The sequence below is a fragment of the Trichocoleus sp. AS-A1 genome, from assembly GCF_039962015.1.
In the GTDB taxonomy this organism is placed as follows: Bacteria; Cyanobacteriota; Cyanobacteriia; order Cyanobacteriales; family FACHB-T130; genus FACHB-T130.
Genome location: NZ_JAMPKG010000007.1, coordinates 149,604 through 165,367 on the forward strand (window position 1 = coordinate 149,604; position 15,764 = coordinate 165,367).

The window sequence follows — 15,764 nt, forward strand, 5'->3', positions numbered from 1 at the left end:
AGTCTATAATAGTCTATTTCGCAATTCGTTGAGATGCATCCTGTTTCTACCGTTACCGTCAGCGTTCCAGCCACAACTGCTAACTTGGGGCCGGGTTTTGATTGCATAGGCGCAGCTTTAACGCTGTACAACCAGTTCAAGTTCACACGCCTGGAAGCGGATGCTGTAACACGACTCAGCATTACGGTCGAGGGAACAGAAGCTGCACGAGTCAACACGGGTGCTGATAATCTGGTTTACCAGTCATTTGTGAAATTGTACGAGCATATCGGGAAAACGCCACCGCCTGTGCAGATTGAGATCGAGCTGGGTGTGCCCCTGGCAAGAGGACTGGGGAGTTCGGCGACGGCAATTGTGGGAGGTTTGGTGGGTGCGAACTGTCTGGCTGGGGCACCTCTAGATGAAAATGAGGTGGGAAGAATCGCGATCGCTCTGGAAGGACATCCTGATAATGTGGTTCCAGCACTGTTGGGGGGGTGTCGTCTAGCAGCGACGGGTTTGAGTGACGAACCGCACAGACACGGAGAAAGCAAAGAAGAATGGGCAATTTGTGAGATTCCTTGGCATTCTGAGATTGTGCCAGTAGTCGCGATTCCGGATTTTGAACTTTCAACTGAAGAAGCGCGGCGAGTTTTACCAACTCAGTACAGTCGTGCCGATGCAATTTTTAATACAGCTCATCTGGGTTTATTGTTGCGAGGGTTGGAAACCGGCAGGGGTGACTGGTTGCGAGTTGCGATGCAAGACCGAATCCATCAGCCTTATCGGACAGCGTTGATTCGAGGATATGATGCTGTACGCTCGGCAGCAATGGCTTCTGGTGCTTTTGGGATGGTAATTAGTGGTGCGGGACCCACTTTATTAGCTTTAGCAGAGGCGGCGTTGGCACCGACAGTTGTGGAGGCAATGGCGGCGGCTTGGAAGGATGAGGGAATTATGGCACAAGTGCGATCGCTCTCGATTGACACCCACGGGGCGAAAACCTCTAATATTTCCTAAATTGGTCACTCAGATTTTTGCGTAACTGCTGAATTTGTCGAGATTGATTTCTAGGTCCTGAAACAAAAACGAGAACTTTATCCCCTTCAGGCGCACAAATTAAATAAGCTGACAGATTCCCAAATCGTCCGTAAGCTGCTTCTGTGATAACTCCTGTCTCTTGGGCATTACTACTTTTCAGGAATTCAAGCGCATTATCCAGACAGTTGTTCTGGCTGGTATCGTCTCTCCGATTCGTCACTCGGCTGACACTGTTGGTTTCATTGATTTCAATCCATTCGCTCCAGTTACTTGTAGTCATATCCGCTAAAGCAGGCATTGACTCATTTAGCAATCCCGTTTCCATACTTAAAATTGTGGCAATGGCTAAAAACGAATTTGCTGTCTTTTTAAGACTAATTCGGTTCAACATAAGTTAGGTCAACAAACGGGTGAATTAATGTCGAGTAATCGTAACCCTGTAAATTGATTCACAAAATGCCAGAAGTTTTACGGAACTATTCACCTAAGTTAGGAAAGTAATTATGGAGCCAATTCAAGTAGAAATTGAAGCGATTCGCACTCAGATTGAGGCGCTCAAAGAAGAACGCGCCATCCTGAAAGTCGATCCAGTATTGCCAAGCTATAACACGCCAGAAGCGATTGTTGAGGCTTATCGTCGTCATGCTAGAGAGACAGCACAAATCTCTGCTGAAGTCAAGGGAATCGATGATGCGATCGCTGCCTTGGAAGCTAAATTGAAGGAGATCGGGCGATCGCAAGGATTGCAAGAGTTATTGCAGGGGCGGACACAACATCCTCTCGCAGAGCAGGTAGAGGAAGGAAAACAACGCGCTCAGGATCGCGCTGAACGAATTAACGAACTGGCGGAGGAACTGAAGCAGGAAGTGCAAGCGCTCAAGGCGATCGCTGATGAGATTAGTCCCAGTTATTGGCAGTTATACAACAGACCTTTCATTACTGGATTCAGCAAAATTTCGGTTCCCTACGTCCGCTCGGATAGCACTGTGTGGATGATTACGAATCAAGTCGTGTGAACGGGAAAAACATCTCTCTTAACCCCTCTCCGATTCGGAGAGGGGCTTTGAAGATAGCTTGCGCCCCTTAGAAAGGTAGGAAGGGGTGGACGGTTAGGTCTGGGAGCGCTGGCTATTTTTCCAGGTTCGCCAGTGTTTCCGGTAAAGCCAATCGCTTTTGTACAGGATAATTCCGCTGCTCAATTAAGCGCTGCAATTCTTTAACGCGCCTACCAGGGGCAGGATGGGAGGTCAAGAAATCAAAGTCTGCACCCCTTTTGCGACTCATTCGAGCAAAAAAGTCGGTTGCACCCGCAACATGACCGTAAGTTTGTTGCAACAATGTTAAGCCAAACTCATCCGCCTCAGATTCCTGAGATTGAGAGAATCGGGAACTGCTAACAGCTTGAACACCCGTCGCCGCTGCCGATGATAACCCAGCAGCATCCCCAAAGACAGTAGCGATCGCAATGGGTAACAGTAGTTGTCGCACCAACGCCCGTAAATGATCGCGGTGGGCGAAATGCCCCAATTCATGCCCCAACACCATCATCAGCTCATTTTCCGATTCCGTCTGTTTCAGCAAACCGGCGTAGATGATAATGCGATCGCCCGGTAGCGCCAGCGCATTCACCGTATTATCGGGAACATATAGCACCCGATAATCTCGCTCTTGGCGCTGCTCGGAAGGTAACTTTGTCTCCAGCCTATCGAGCAGCTGATTTAGCGTATCTTGAGCCGGTGAGGGCTTCGCCAAGCGCTCATAAGCCGGGACAATGACGGCACCCAACTGTCGCTCCACGCTGGGAGGAATTACCCACACCAAGCTATTAATAAACAACCCCAGCAGCCAAATAACGCCGACGATAAATCCAATAAATAGCCCTAAGACAATCAGTAACTGGCGGTTATTGGGAGGTGGGTTGCGATCGCTCGATGTTGCAGTTCCAGACACTTCAGGCTTGCTCCAAAAACGCTATTGTTACTGTATTGCCTAGTTGCATCCGATATAGCAATGCATTGACCTTCTTTCTATTGCATCGTGAGTTACCTGCACGCGATCGCAATTCTCTATTTAGATGCCTTACAGTTCACCCCCACCCCATTTACCCACAGGGGTTCAATATTCTCCCCTCTCCGTTCGCGGAGAGGGATTGGGGGTGAGGTTCCTCTCTATATTGCCCTTAAGTAAGAACCGACATAACGCGACCGTCTAAAAGTTCTATTTCGTGCAGTTACAGCAAGATTCAGCTTAGTTACTATTCTTCACTGGACGGAACGGATTCAAGAAATTTACCAGTGCATAAAGCTCACGCGACTGAATCCATAAACGTCCTTTACCCCGGAAGCGGCAAACCAATCCTTCCCCGCCCAAAATTCCAGTTCTCAGCCCTTTAAATGACAAGCCTCCCAACATTTCGACATTGTATTGTAACGAGTCTTCAAACGCCACAATGTAGCCAGTATCTACTACATAATCACCGGCAACTGGAATTTCTACAATTGCCCCATAAGAACTAAACCAGATATCTCCTTGACCTGTTGCTCTCAGTAAAAATAACGACTCCCCACTAAAGAAGCCCTTAAAACCTTGAAACTTAGTATCAATTTCGACACTAGGGTTAGCTGCAACAAAACCCGAAGATTGCACCATCAATCCATTACCACTCAGGTAGTAATGCTGAATGTCTCCAGGGACTCCAGGCGAAACATAGAGTTGTCCTGCCCTTCCTTCAGCGGTAAATTCACTCAAAAATAAAGATTCACCGCCCAGCATCCGACCGATACCTTGCATTAAGCCACCTTTGACTTTGGACTTCATTTTAATGCAAGTATCCATTGCTGCCATTGCGCCCGATTCTACCAAGACAGTTTGATTTGCTTGTAAGTCGAGGCGTAGGGAAGCATAGGCTGGGGAATGCTCGATTTCGTAGGCAATCTCATTCATAATTATCCTTTGCTAATTCCTAATTGAAGGATGGGTAATCGTTCAAAATCTATTTATCAATGACAAATTCCCACTCTTTATCGCGGCGGAAGCTGAGAACCCACTAGCACCCCGAAGGCACCTGGATTGTGAGTTTGGCAAAATACTCGACCTTGTCCTTGAAACCGACAAACGAATCCTTCTCCGCCCAAAAACGAACCAATTAAACTGGAAGTTGCTTTTCTAATTTCAAACTTCAGGCTTTTCTCAAATGCCACAATATGTCCCGTGTCAACGATATATTCGCCATTCACAGGAATTTCATAAATTGCCCCAAAGGAAGAAAGCAGAACAGAGCCATGACCGCTGACATTTAACCAAAAAATTGATTCCCCAGAAAACAAAGATTTCAAGCCTTGAAATCCTAATTCAATATCAACATCTGACTCGCTAGCAAGGTAAGAAGCAGATTGGACGACCAGCCCAGATCCAGTCATTTGATAAAGTAAAATATCGCCCATCAATTTGGGAGCTAAAAATACTTCACCGCCAGCCGTGGGAGAGCGAAAAACGCTCAAAAACAGCGACTCACCGGCAACCATGCGTTTCAGCCCGCCCAAAATTCCGCCGCCTTTTCCTTGCCTTAAAGTCGTACTGGCATTGATATAACCGCTCATGGCAATCATCCTGCCAGCTTCTGCGACTAATTCTTCACCGGCACCGAGAGTAACGCGAGCGATCGCGCTATCCGGCTGATGTAAAATTTCCACATCCATCGCTTCAAATCCTCTTGATTTATGCACTCAGCAATTAAGCGAAAAAGCTATTACAATCGGCTTTTTCTTAACGAAATTTAGGACGTAAATATCCGACCAAACCCCCAATACTGCGAGATTGTAAATAAATTTCTCCTTGCCCCGTCAGCCGGTTGACTAACCCTTCCCCCGACGTGACAGAACCAAGCAAGCCACCTGCGAGTCCAACATTCATTTTGATGCCAGGTTCGTAGGCAACTAAGTGACCGCTATCAACCACAAATTCCCCGGTTATCCGTTTTTGAATGATGCCGCCATAAGCACCGAAAAATACCTGACCTTGACCGCTTAACTTCAGCTTAAACAGCCCTTCTCCTGATATCCAGCTCTTAAAACCTGCCCACTGAACTCCCATATTCACGCCTGGAGTATGGGCAATATAAGCACCTGGTTGAAAGCAAATTTCTCGTCCGCCCCGCAAGTCAATACAAGCAATATCGCCAATGGTGGATTGAGTCAAGACTAAATTCAGAGGTTGCTGTGTATTGTTGGTAAAAACATTCACAAAAAGGGATTCCCCACCAAAGAATTTCTTTAGCAATCCAGAGATTAAACCCCCTGAAAATTCCGTCTTTATCGACAATTTGGCATCCATACTGGTCATAGCTCCCGCCTCAGCAGTGAGGCTATCACCTGGATTCAGGATGACAAAAATAGAGGCAAAGGCTGGTTTATAGCGAATTTCGTACTTCACCGACAAATCTCCTGCTTGTGGAGGATGCAAACCTATACAAGTCTGGCAGAAGTTTTTCCGGTATCCAGATTTTTTTAAGAAAAAGCAATAAGTCGATCCGGGGCGACTGAGGCGGCTTGGCTCTGGATTTAGGGCATTATTTAGCTTTGGGGAAGCAGCAACTTGACCGCGTGGTAGGTTGGAAGGAAGACTGTAACAGCATCCTTTCCTCCATGCGATCGCCTCAACCTCGAAAACAATTTGCTCAACACTGGCTGCGGAGTGACAAGGCGCTCAATCAAATTGTCGCCGCAGCGGAGTTATCCAGCAGCGAGTCGCCTGAGGGCGATCGCTCCGCTTCACGGGTCTTAGAAATTGGCCCCGGCACCGGCATCCTGACTCGTCGCTTATTACCTTTAGCTCAATCTGTTGTTGCGGTTGAAATTGACCGCGATTTATGTCAACTGCTGGCTAAACAATTAGGTAAAGTCGATCATTTTTTACTTTTGCAAGGCGATTTCCTTTCATTCGACTTAGACGCTCAACTTGCTCCTTTTCCAGCGTTCCAACATCCCAATAAAGTTGTTGCCAATATTCCTTACAACATTACCGGCCCAATTCTGGAAAAGTTGTTAGGTACCATTGCCCAGCCAGCCGCTAAGCCGTTTGATTCCATCGTGCTGCTGGTACAAAAAGAAGTCGCACAAAGGCTTTATGCCAAACCAGGCACGAAACATTTTGGGGCATTAACCGTGCGGGTGCAGTATTTAGCAGAGTGCGAGTTAATCTGTATTGTGCCAGCGGGAGCATTTTATCCGCCGCCCAAAGTAGATTCAGCGGTAGTGCGGCTGCGTCCGCGATTGATAGAACCGCCCGCCCAGAACCCTAAGCACCTAGAGAATTTAGTTAAACTCGGCTTCGCCGAAAAGCGCAAAATGTTGCGAAATAATTTGAAAAGTGTGGTTGAGCGCGATCGCCTCACCCAAATACTGGAACAATTAGAAGTAAACCCTCAAGCCCGCGCCGAAGACTTGGGCCTTACCCAGTGGGTTGCTTTGAGTAATTTGCTCAAGCCTAACGACTAAAGTTGCGGCTACACAAACTCTTGTCAGGATGGTGCGCGGACTGAAAAGATCGCTTGTTTGACTAAGCCTGCTCTCGTCAAACTTGGTTTATGTAGCCCCAGTATGAGAGCCTGTGGGCATATATCTACAAAACCCTAATGCGTTCCTATACCCTGATTTCCCCAGCCAAAATTAATCTGTATCTGGAAATTATCAGCGATCGCCCGGATGGTTATCACGAACTGGCGATGGTGCTGCAAAGTGTTGGTCTGACCGACCAAATTGATTTGCGATCGCTTAGCACTGAATCCATCCAAGTTCACTGCGATCATCCCCTAGTACCGTCAGACAAAACCAACCTTGCCTACCGCGCAGCAGAATTGATGGCGGCAGAATTTCCCCAAGCTTTTGCCCAGTACGGCGGTGTCGAGATTAACATCAACAAACGAATCCCCGTGGGGGCAGGGTTAGCAGGGGGATCTAGCAATGCTGCTGCTGTTTTAATGGGAATCGATTTGCTGTGGCATCTAGGACTCACTCAGTCGGAATTGCAAGAACTGGCAGCAAAAATTGGCTCAGATGTCCCGTTTTGCATCGCGGGGGGGACAGCGCTGGCAACTGGGCGAGGCGAACAACTCTCTCCCCTCCCTAATTTGGAGCATCCCTGGGTGGTATTGGGCAAATACCGCAACCTTGCGGTATCTACACCCTGGGCTTATCAAACTTACCGGCAGAAGTATATCAGTACCTACGTTTCTGACGCTGATAGTTTAGAGGCTCGCAGACAACGGGTACATTCTGGATCGATGGTTAACGCCATCTTCAAGAAAGATCAGGTGAAAATCGGTCAATTACTGCACAATGACTTAGAAAAAGTCGTATTGCCGGAGTATCCCCAAGTGCTGCGACTGCGGGAAGCGTTCTATGAAGCGGGGGTCTTGGGGGCAATGATGTCGGGATCGGGGCCAACCGTGTTTGCTCTTTCGGAATCAGAAGCCAAAGCACAACAAGTACAGCAGCACGTAAGAAAGTCAATCCCCGAACCCAATTTAGATTTGTGGGTAGCACCGTTTACCACCGCTGGGATTCGGGTTGTTGCCCATTGATTGCGCTAAATATTCATCACCGATCCCTAATTGCGAATCGCTCAATGAACCTATGAATAATCCAAACACTACAGATAACCCACCAGCCCCAGTCCAAACGCCCACGAGTCCTCTACGCTGTTTGAGTGGTGCGTCGATCGCAGGAGCAATGGCAACAGGTTGTTATTTCCTCACCAATTCAATTGCTCAAAGCTTTGCTGCCAAGCCCATCCACTCGGATAATGTAACGACCATCAATATTGCGATCGCTGTTCGCACCCTCGTGGTGGGCGTCAGCACGCTGGCAACCTCTATCTTTGCCTTAGTGGCTGTTGGTCTAGTTGCCTTAGCGATCCAAATCGCCTTTCAACGCTTGACGAATCGGACGCCTCCACCCAGTCAAAATTAGAATTCTTATCTAATTACTTTCAGGGCAAAGCGAGATACCCGTCGAGAGCTTTAGCATCCCAAAAGTCGGGTGGGCATTTTTATCTTGAGACAAATGGAATGAATCGGGGAAGCTTGCCGATGGTAGGTGCTAGCTTCCCAATTTTCCGCGCCGTTAGCGAACTAGAGCAATCCGATTTGAGCGGTGAGCCAGCCCATCAGATCCCAGACTTCGGGAGAGAAGTCTGGGATCTCACCTTTCCGAGTTATTTAGAACTGCTATGCCTAATCAGATGAGCAACTACTAGGGAAATTGTAATGAGTATTACAATTTTGCACTGTCAAAAAGACTTGTCTTGGCAATTTTTTCTGATGCGGCTTTCTTGCCCATCACCGCCACAAACTCCTATTTTAAGGCAAGATGAGCTTGATTCTAGCTAACTTAGCTCGCATCTCCCGAAAGTCATTAAAAAGAATCAGTAAAAATGCCGATGACTGGTACGCCAAATTACCTGGAAATTAGAATTTAGGACTCAGCAACCAGTGTAAATTTTTCAAGAAGAATTATGAAGAATAGATGAAGTATGCAAATAAGTAATCACTCTAAAAAGACGGTTTTTAGCCTTTTCAACAGACTCGACAGTAACTTTCAAGACAAACTATGCTTCTGATTTCGTCGCAAATCTTGCTAACTTTATCTTTTCTTTAAAATCTCTGTTTAGAGGTGCGTAGAAATAGCAGATGATAGTCATAGAGAGGTTCGCTCCAAAAACTAGGATTAAAATACTCCTGGTTGAGCGAGGAGCATTACCGGCTGCAAAGATAAACCCGGTATTCCTGCTCTGCGGTGCCTGAGTTGCTTTTTTAGAAACCTATATTCAAGCAGCTACCATCAAGCTTACGTGTAATCAAACGGTGCATACTTATGACTGTCTCCCCTTGCCAGATAATCACAGCGAAGAACCAAGTGTGGCTTCCGGAAATCAAAGAGCCAGCAGAACTCATTGAGCAACTTTTGGCAATCGGGACAGCGCTTTCGAGCAGTCATAATTTAAAAGAATTACTGAATCTGATTTTATCGAAGAGTCGGGAAATTACTTGTAGTGATGCGGGGAGTGTTTATTTAGTAGAGCGAAGTAGTGACACTCCCAAGTTAGTGTTTAAGGTCGCGCAAAATGATTCTCAATGCAGCGATTCCTTTCAAGAGTTTTTGATGCCATTGACTCCGAAAAGTCTGGCAGGGTATGTGGCGCTGACAGGTGAAAGCTTAAATTTGCCGGATGCTTATAATTTACCCCTGGAAGTTCCCTATCAGTTGGATCGCAGTTTTGACAGCTCGATTCCTTACCATACTCGCTCCGTCTTAGTGCTACCCATGCAAGACGGTGAAGGGGAAATTATTGGGGTGCTTCAGCTAATTAATCGCAAGGTTAATCGTGATGCGATTGTCACGCCTGAAAATGTGCTGAATGTTACCCAACCTTATTCTGCTTGGGAAGAGCGCGTTGTGCGATCGCTTGCTTCTCAGGCGGCGATCTCGATCGAACGCAATCAGCTGCAAGAAAGTATTGAAAATCTATTTGAAGGCTTTGTTAGAGCTTCTGTCCAAATTATTGAAACACGAGATCCCACAACATCCGGGCATTCCGAACGAGTTGCCGACTTAGTGGTGCGTCTCTCGCAAGAAGCCAGTACAATTACTACGGGATCGCTGCGGTCAATTTATTTTAACGAACGCCAAATCCAAGAAATTCGCTACGCCGCACTCTTACATGACTTTGGCAAAGTCAGTACACCCGAAGCCATTCTGGGGAAGCAGAAAAAACTCTACCCATCCCAGATAGAGGTGATTCGTAACCGCTTTGCGGTGGCGCAGCGAACGCTGGAAATGGAATGCGCTCAGACTAAATTTAAGTATTTAGTGGAGCATCCCAGCCATCAACATAAAGATTCGGAAACTGTCTGTTCCCACTGTCAGCAGCTACAACAATTAGATAGTCAGTTAGAGGATGCGATCGCCCAACTCAATGAATATTGGCATCTCCTACTAGAGGCGAACGAACCCCACATTCTCGCCCAAGAGCTTCCAGAACGCCTCCAAGAGCTGTCTGGCTACACTTATCAAGATGTGGATGGACAGATCAAGCCTCTCCTCTCACCGACAGAGATTGCTCAGCTAATGGTGCCCCAAGGCAACCTGACAACCGAAGAGCGTTTAATCATCCAAGCGCATGTCACGCACACTTTTGAGTTTCTCAACCGGATACCCTGGACGAAACACCTCAAAGATGTTCCCGCGATCGCCGCAGGGCATCACGAAAAACTCGATGGGAGTGGCTACCCTCAAGGCTTGAAACAGGAAGCGATTCCAATTCAGTCTCAGATATTGACAATTGCGGATATTTATGATGCTCTTACAGCAAGCGATCGCCCCTATAAGCGCCGCTTGCCCGTAGAAACTGCCCTGAAAATCCTCAAAGCAGAAGCCGCCCAAAACAAAATCAACAGCGACCTCGTTACCCTGTTTGAGCAACGCCAAGTTTTCGCTGCTTTGGGACATTCCCTCTCAGTTCCAGCTCCTTCAGCCGCCTGATTCCGTAGGATAGCCATTTAAGGTTGAAATGTTGGATCGGATTAAAACGTTAAATTTTAACCGACCAACGTTTTAAAGTATCAACATTTCAACCCTCGACTGAGTATCAGCCGTCCTTCGATTAGCACTTTGCAATTCTTATCTTTCACCCAACTTTTCCCCACCCATTCCCCAGCCTTTCCACAAAGGCGTTCAACTTTTTCCACAGGTTCTCTGACCTTTTCCACAGGGTTGAACACTCGGATCGGGTTTTGCTGTTCTATTGGGGATTTTTCTAAAAGACAGTAACTCAGCCGAGAGCAACCGAGTTTTTGTAAAGATAAGTAACAAAAATCCGCCTACAAAGCTGATTAACTCGTGAATATTTTTTAGACATACCCCGGCCTGTAATATTTCGCAGCATTGACAACCCTACCCCCTCTCAGCAGACAATGATGCGACGGTCAGTGTGATTGGCAACTGCAAGACTGACCCTTGTAAGGGCATGGGCCTGTTGCGCCCTTACCCATAGACAACGCAAAGGAATTCTATGAACACAAATATCAGTATCTTGGCAGAAATTCCCGAAGACCTACACGAATCTCTCAAAGATTACCTGGAAACTCATCCCGATTGGGATCAAGACCGGGTATTTGCCGCAGCGCTGTCGCTGTTCTTGCTGCAAAATGGTAATGGCAGCACCCCAGAAGCTTCGCACAGTTATCGCAAAGCAGCACGGGTCTATCTGGAAACTCTCTTCCAGCACTCAGTTTGAAAAATTGCTCTGCTACCCTTGCAAAAACTTGTTGATTTTACAGAGTTTGACTGTAGAGGACACGATTGATGGCTTATTTCTGGTTTAAGGCTTTTCACATTGTCGGCTTTGTGGTTTGGTTTGCAGGCTTGTTCTACCTAGTACGTTTATTTATTTATCACGTAGAGGCGTCGGAACAGCCAGAACCTGCCCAAACGATTCTGAAGAATCAGTATCAGATTATGGAAAAACGCCTTTACAACATCATCACTACACCGGGCATGATTGTCACGGTAGCGATGGCAATTGGTTTAGTAAGTACTGAGACTGAAGTGCTGCGAGAGAGTTGGTTGCATGTCAAACTCGGTCTGGTGACTGTTCTGATTGGCTACCATCATTACTGTGGTCGTCTCATCAAACAGTTAGCCGAAGACCGATGCACCTGGAATAGTCAGCAGTTACGCGCTTTGAATGAAGCACCGACGTTACTTTTAGTGGTGATTGTTTTGTTGGCTGTGTTTAAGAATAGCCTGCCTACAGACATTACCACTTGGCTCGTTGTTGGGCTGATTGTGACGATGGCAGCGACCATTCAGCTTTATGCGAAAAAGCGCAAGCGAGATCAAGAAAAACTCATGGCTTCTGTTCCCCAAGAAGAGGCTCAACAAGTAATCTGACGAAGTTAGCGATCGCTTCTTAATTCGCTTGACCCAGGTTAGTGGTTACTAATCATCGACAATTGATAATGGACAATCAAAAAATGACCACTGACAACGGAAAGGCAACCTCTACTCTAGTGATTCCCCAGCTAATCGTTGGTCTGGGGAATCCAGAACCCAAGTACGAGAAGACGCGACACAATATCGGGTTTGAAGTGATTGATGCCTTAGCGCGTTCCTGGCAAATTTCCAAGAGTGAAAATCGCAAGTTCCAGGGGGAGTTTGGGGAGGGACGCGGATTACACGGAGACAAGGTGCGGTTACTCAAACCCCTTACCTATATGAATCTCTCCGGACAGGCAATTCGCGCGGTGACGGATTGGTATAAATTGCCGCCAGAGTCTGTCCTAGTAATTTATGACGATATGGATTTGCCGCTGGGAAAGATTCGCTTGCGTCTTTCTGGTTCGGCTGGGGGACATAATGGGATGAAGTCTGCGATCGCTCATCTCGGTACTCAAAATTTCCCTCGATTGCGGATTGGCATCGGCAAAACCAAAGTAGAACAGGACACGGTTTCCCACGTCTTGGGTCGGTTTTCCCCTGATGAAAGTAAAGCTTTGTCTGATGTCATGCAACTCGTGGTTGAGGCGGTGGAGTTGAGCCTCAAACAAGGAGTTGAGAAATCTATGAGTCTTTACAATAGCCGTAGTGTTATGGCAAATAAAGAATCTAAAGAAGCGCCCTAGCTGATGCTGTAGTGGTAGCACGCCAGGGCAACTCACTTTTGTTACCCAAAACGTCTTTTTTTGCGGCGGGCAGCAGTTGCCTTGCGCTTGCGCTTTTCTATGGGAGTTTCAAAATGCCGCCGATATCTAAAATCTGCTAAGATTCCAGCCTTGGATACTTGCCGTTTGAAGCGGCGCAAAGCTGATTCTATTCCCTCATTTTCGCCTAAAACCACTTGGGTCATTCTTGATGATTCCTCTGTATAGGTGATTAAGTTGCTTTTCGGGTGTGAACTTAATCCACGATCGATGGCTTCGCTTGAGCGATCGCAGCTTTCGTTCATTCCTCCTGCGATTGGAGCAGGGGCAAGGGTTATGACCATGTCCCTACTGCCGTTTTCGGTGTGTTTCGGGTAAAGACTTGGCTGCCGAGTCTCTAGTGCCCTACTCACCTCCAGACCCTTTGCGTACTGGAGTTGTACAGACCCAATATCGCTTCTGTACAAAGCTTTTTGCTTATTGTTTTTCCCGACGAGTGCGATTAGCCTACCAACGTACTCAGTCTCGAACTTCCAGGAGCAGCCCTACCTTATTCAGTCGCTCTGAGTACCTGAGATGACTCCAGCCAAACGACGGGCGAGCAGCACACTTAAGCTACCCTAAGCATTGATTGTACCATGCGCCACCCAGCATCTTACGACTAACCTGGTCTGGTGTAGTCGTAAGATGCTGGGCGCATTTTTACTCAATTTTGACCAACTAACACTGCTAGTCCCTAACCGAAATCAAGCAGAGAATTACAGGCAATCGATCTTTGCTGTTATTCCAATCTCAAGTTGACATGATTAAGCCACTAGCTCAATAGCGCCGGGAAGAGAAATTTCCTCCTCCTCCTTGACCGCTCCTGCTTCCTGGACTGCGACTCCCACCCCTATCTTCACGGGGTTTGGCTTTATTTACTTTCAGGGTGCGACCCATCCACTCTGCTCCATCGAGGGCTTCAATTGCAGCTTCCTCTTCAGCATCCGTTCCCATTTCTACAAATCCAAAGCCACGCATCCGCCCCGTTTCTCGATCTGTAGGCAGCTGAACTCGTTTAACGGTTCCGTACTCTGTAAAGACAGATGTGAGATCGTCTTGCGTAACTTCGTAGGATAGGTTTCCTACATATATCGACACGGAAATATCTCCACCATTCAATATTTTCAAGCTCCAGTTTCGGAGAGCTATTTGCCCACACAGTAGAGATAAACTTGCTGCGCGAGTAACAAAGCTTACATCCGATTCTGATTCACGAGCAAGATTCTAGCATAAAATTTATTTTCCGAATCTAACCGTTCCTAACTTTTCATTAAGCAGGCGTACCAAATCAGGGGAAAACTGTTTTTCACCAGCAGCAGAAGTCGGATTTCTTCGTCTGTCTACCCTCCTTGCGCCCCCGCGAACCCCCTCAATTCCTCCACTAAGGGAAGGAGGCTTAGGGGGTTAGGGATTGTATTTGAGCTAACTGTTACCATTTCACTTTTGTGAGGCTACACATCAGCTTTCCTGAACCCCTGCTGAATTCGGGGCAATAGACAGATGAAATGTAGTGGTAATTGGAAAAACTAGAAAAGTAAAAAATAATGCCTCTTGCCTTCGTTGGGGCAAGCAGCGGCAATTCCTGATAATATTTAGCTCATAATATTTGGCTCAAGCAGGAAACATCAGCATCCCCAAAGTGTAGGCTTAAAGCTACATTCAGATTTTCCAGAGATTTGATTAACCACGGCACACCATCTCTGGCATAAGACTCGTAGTGGTTAAAAAGAATTGAAAATCGCTTTTCCAAGTAGGGCTTGACCTTGCGGCACAGCAGCACTATTTTCAAAAGCAAGCCGGTTGTGAATGTCGCCCCCAAATTCGTAATCAGATCGACGAAGACATAGTGATTCGGTCGCTGCGGACTTTCTACCACTAAAAAGTTCAACAATTGACTACAAGTTCGGACAATCAAGAATTCGCTAGGTCTTTGGGAATCGCTATTCGGGAGAGTGTTTTTTAGCTGGGCATACAAGCGCTCGTTAAACTGACGTTTACCAAATTCTGGGTCAATGGAAGCGGTCAGATATTCGTATAAATCCCATTTAAAAGCTCTGTAGGAAGGTGTTTGGCTGGTGTGGGTGAGGAAGCGCTGTGATAAATCTCGGTAGGTGTGGGAGCCTTCTACTTTGCCGTAAAATTGTTTGAGAGCAACACCCAGTTCGCGATCGCTCAATAACGTTGGATTCGTCACCGGCTGGATAATTCGTTCGCGTTGACTGGGGCAAGTCTGACGCGACACTTGGGCACGCCGTACTTGGTAAGTTACGTACTGAGACAAATCGACTTCAAATCCCCGCTGAATTCGGGATTGAATTTGCCGAACTGTTTGCTGATGCTCGTAAGAGCTGTCTTCACTCAATAGGCAATGTTCATATAGGTAGGGATACCGGCGAATTAAGCTTCCCAAAGGCTTAGAGTCATTGCCAGTTGCCTCTGCGGCTTGACTCATCACCTGGGCTAGCCGTCGCAGGGTCAGATATTGCTCCGTCTGGTTGAAAATCCTTACCAGTTCCCGCAAACGTCTGGCTCCGCGAGAGCGAACCGTTCCCATGACCGGAGGCGTCTGGAATATTTCTACCAAATCCGGGATGGACGCTTGGAGATTGGGGTGCATCTGCCAGCGATTGATCAGAATATGGCAGCACCGATTAAGGATAAACCGGAATTCCTGCTCAGCCTGCTTAGAAGTCGTAATTCTCTCCAGCGCCATCCAGATTTTTGGCTCTGAATACCCCACGCCATCCATGAACAGCTGGCGAAATCGCTCGATCATCCGACTGGGTGATTCATGTTGAACCCAGTAAAGCAAATGATCGTAAAGCTGCTGCTCTTCAGTGCTAGTGTGTCGGTGATAACAGTCTGTCCAGGTTGTCACTTCAATGCCCCCCTACGTACGCACGCTAGGGCTGAGTTTATATCAGTTCGGTTGATTCGGTTTATTTCTATTGCAACTGTCGTGTAGTAGACGCTTGAATCGATGCACCCTAAATATCACCCTGAT

18 protein-coding genes are annotated in these 15,764 nt (G+C 47.1%); 10 read left to right on the forward strand and 8 right to left on the reverse strand.

All coding sequences use genetic code 11. From position 1 onward, the window contains the following. Nucleotides 1-33 precede the first annotated feature (33 nt). Nucleotides 34-999: a homoserine kinase gene (gene thrB / locus NC994_RS07740; RefSeq protein WP_190432511.1), complete on the forward strand. Its 966-nt coding sequence runs from the start codon at nucleotides 34-36 to the stop codon at nucleotides 997-999. Here the strand turns inward: thrB and NC994_RS07745 are convergent. Continuing rightward, a complete protein-coding gene (locus tag NC994_RS07745) occupies nucleotides 986-1,411 on the reverse strand; it encodes a hypothetical protein (RefSeq protein WP_190432513.1) in 426 nt (141 codons plus the stop codon). The genes thrB and NC994_RS07745 overlap by 14 nt on opposite strands. Nucleotides 1,412-1,523: 112 nt before the next feature. Here NC994_RS07745 and NC994_RS07750 point away from each other — a divergent pair, with 112 nt between their 5' ends. Next, nucleotides 1,524-2,036, forward strand: coding sequence for a hypothetical protein (locus tag NC994_RS07750; protein ID WP_190411603.1), 513 nt, complete (start codon nucleotides 1,524-1,526; stop codon nucleotides 2,034-2,036). A 112-nt stretch (nucleotides 2,037-2,148) separates the two neighbouring features. On the opposite strand, the gene NC994_RS07755 is transcribed toward NC994_RS07750, so the two are convergent. From NC994_RS07755 to NC994_RS07770, 4 genes are all read right to left on the reverse strand, one after another. Then, entirely contained in the window at nucleotides 2,149-2,970 is an 822-nt protein-coding gene (locus tag NC994_RS07755) for a M48 family metalloprotease (protein ID WP_190432516.1), read from the reverse strand. Nucleotides 2,971-3,267: 297 nt separating this feature from the next. Next, complete coding sequence (locus NC994_RS07760; RefSeq protein ID WP_190432519.1) at nucleotides 3,268-3,963, reverse strand: TIGR00266 family protein; 696 nt, start codon at nucleotides 3,961-3,963, stop codon at nucleotides 3,268-3,270. Nucleotides 3,964-4,040: 77 nt separating this feature from the next. Continuing rightward, nucleotides 4,041-4,718 carry a TIGR00266 family protein gene (locus NC994_RS07765; protein ID WP_190411600.1) on the reverse strand — a complete coding sequence of 226 codons (678 nt, stop codon included), beginning with the start codon at nucleotides 4,716-4,718 and terminating at the stop codon, nucleotides 4,041-4,043. Between the two features lie 67 nt (nucleotides 4,719-4,785). Then, complete coding sequence (locus NC994_RS07770) at nucleotides 4,786-5,451, reverse strand: TIGR00266 family protein (RefSeq protein WP_190432521.1); 666 nt, start codon at nucleotides 5,449-5,451, stop codon at nucleotides 4,786-4,788. A gap of 212 nt (nucleotides 5,452-5,663) precedes the next feature. On the opposite strand from NC994_RS07770, the gene rsmA reads away from it, so the two are divergent. The 8 genes from rsmA to pth all read left to right on the forward strand — a co-directional run bounded on the left by rsmA (nucleotide 5,664) and on the right by pth (nucleotide 12,700). Beyond that, nucleotides 5,664-6,515, forward strand: a complete 852-nt coding sequence (gene rsmA / locus NC994_RS07775) for a 16S rRNA (adenine(1518)-N(6)/adenine(1519)-N(6))-dimethyltransferase RsmA (RefSeq protein ID WP_190429159.1) — start codon at nucleotides 5,664-5,666, stop codon at nucleotides 6,513-6,515. A gap of 137 nt (nucleotides 6,516-6,652) precedes the next feature. Further along, on the forward strand, nucleotides 6,653-7,600 hold the full coding sequence (ispE, locus tag NC994_RS07780; RefSeq protein ID WP_190432523.1) for a 4-(cytidine 5'-diphospho)-2-C-methyl-D-erythritol kinase: 948 nt from the start codon (nucleotides 6,653-6,655) through the stop codon (nucleotides 7,598-7,600). Between the two features lie 52 nt (nucleotides 7,601-7,652). Next, nucleotides 7,653-7,988, forward strand: a complete 336-nt coding sequence (locus NC994_RS07785; RefSeq protein ID WP_190411597.1) for a DUF3082 domain-containing protein — start codon at nucleotides 7,653-7,655, stop codon at nucleotides 7,986-7,988. 98 nt (nucleotides 7,989-8,086) lie between these two features. Then, a complete protein-coding gene (locus NC994_RS07790) occupies nucleotides 8,087-8,263 on the forward strand; it encodes a hypothetical protein (RefSeq protein ID WP_190432525.1) in 177 nt (58 codons plus the stop codon). 628 nt (nucleotides 8,264-8,891) lie between these two features. Continuing rightward, complete coding sequence (locus NC994_RS07795) at nucleotides 8,892-10,559, forward strand: HD family phosphohydrolase (RefSeq protein WP_190432533.1); 1,668 nt, start codon at nucleotides 8,892-8,894, stop codon at nucleotides 10,557-10,559. Between the two features lie 529 nt (nucleotides 10,560-11,088). Beyond that, a complete protein-coding gene (locus NC994_RS07800) occupies nucleotides 11,089-11,313 on the forward strand; it encodes a DUF2811 domain-containing protein (RefSeq protein WP_190411595.1) in 225 nt (74 codons plus the stop codon). A gap of 68 nt (nucleotides 11,314-11,381) precedes the next feature. Further along, nucleotides 11,382-11,969, forward strand: a complete 588-nt coding sequence (gene hemJ / locus NC994_RS07805) for a protoporphyrinogen oxidase HemJ (protein WP_190432535.1) — start codon at nucleotides 11,382-11,384, stop codon at nucleotides 11,967-11,969. A gap of 83 nt (nucleotides 11,970-12,052) precedes the next feature. Further along, a complete protein-coding gene (gene pth / locus NC994_RS07810) occupies nucleotides 12,053-12,700 on the forward strand; it encodes an aminoacyl-tRNA hydrolase (RefSeq protein ID WP_190411593.1) in 648 nt (215 codons plus the stop codon). A 41-nt stretch (nucleotides 12,701-12,741) separates the two neighbouring features. On the opposite strand, the gene rpsU is transcribed toward pth, so the two are convergent. The 3 genes from rpsU to NC994_RS07825 all read right to left on the reverse strand — a co-directional run bounded on the left by rpsU (nucleotide 12,742) and on the right by NC994_RS07825 (nucleotide 15,638). Further along, nucleotides 12,742-12,924 carry a 30S ribosomal protein S21 gene (rpsU, locus tag NC994_RS07815; RefSeq protein WP_190411722.1) on the reverse strand — a complete coding sequence of 61 codons (183 nt, stop codon included), beginning with the start codon at nucleotides 12,922-12,924 and terminating at the stop codon, nucleotides 12,742-12,744. Between the two features lie 613 nt (nucleotides 12,925-13,537). After that, nucleotides 13,538-13,858, reverse strand: coding sequence for an RNA-binding protein (locus NC994_RS07820; RefSeq protein WP_190411592.1), 321 nt, complete (start codon nucleotides 13,856-13,858; stop codon nucleotides 13,538-13,540). Between the two features lie 499 nt (nucleotides 13,859-14,357). Next, nucleotides 14,358-15,638 (reverse strand): hypothetical protein, encoded by a 1,281-nt coding sequence (locus NC994_RS07825; protein ID WP_190429145.1) that lies wholly within the window; start codon nucleotides 15,636-15,638, stop codon nucleotides 14,358-14,360. Nucleotides 15,639-15,764: the final 126 nt, after the last annotated feature.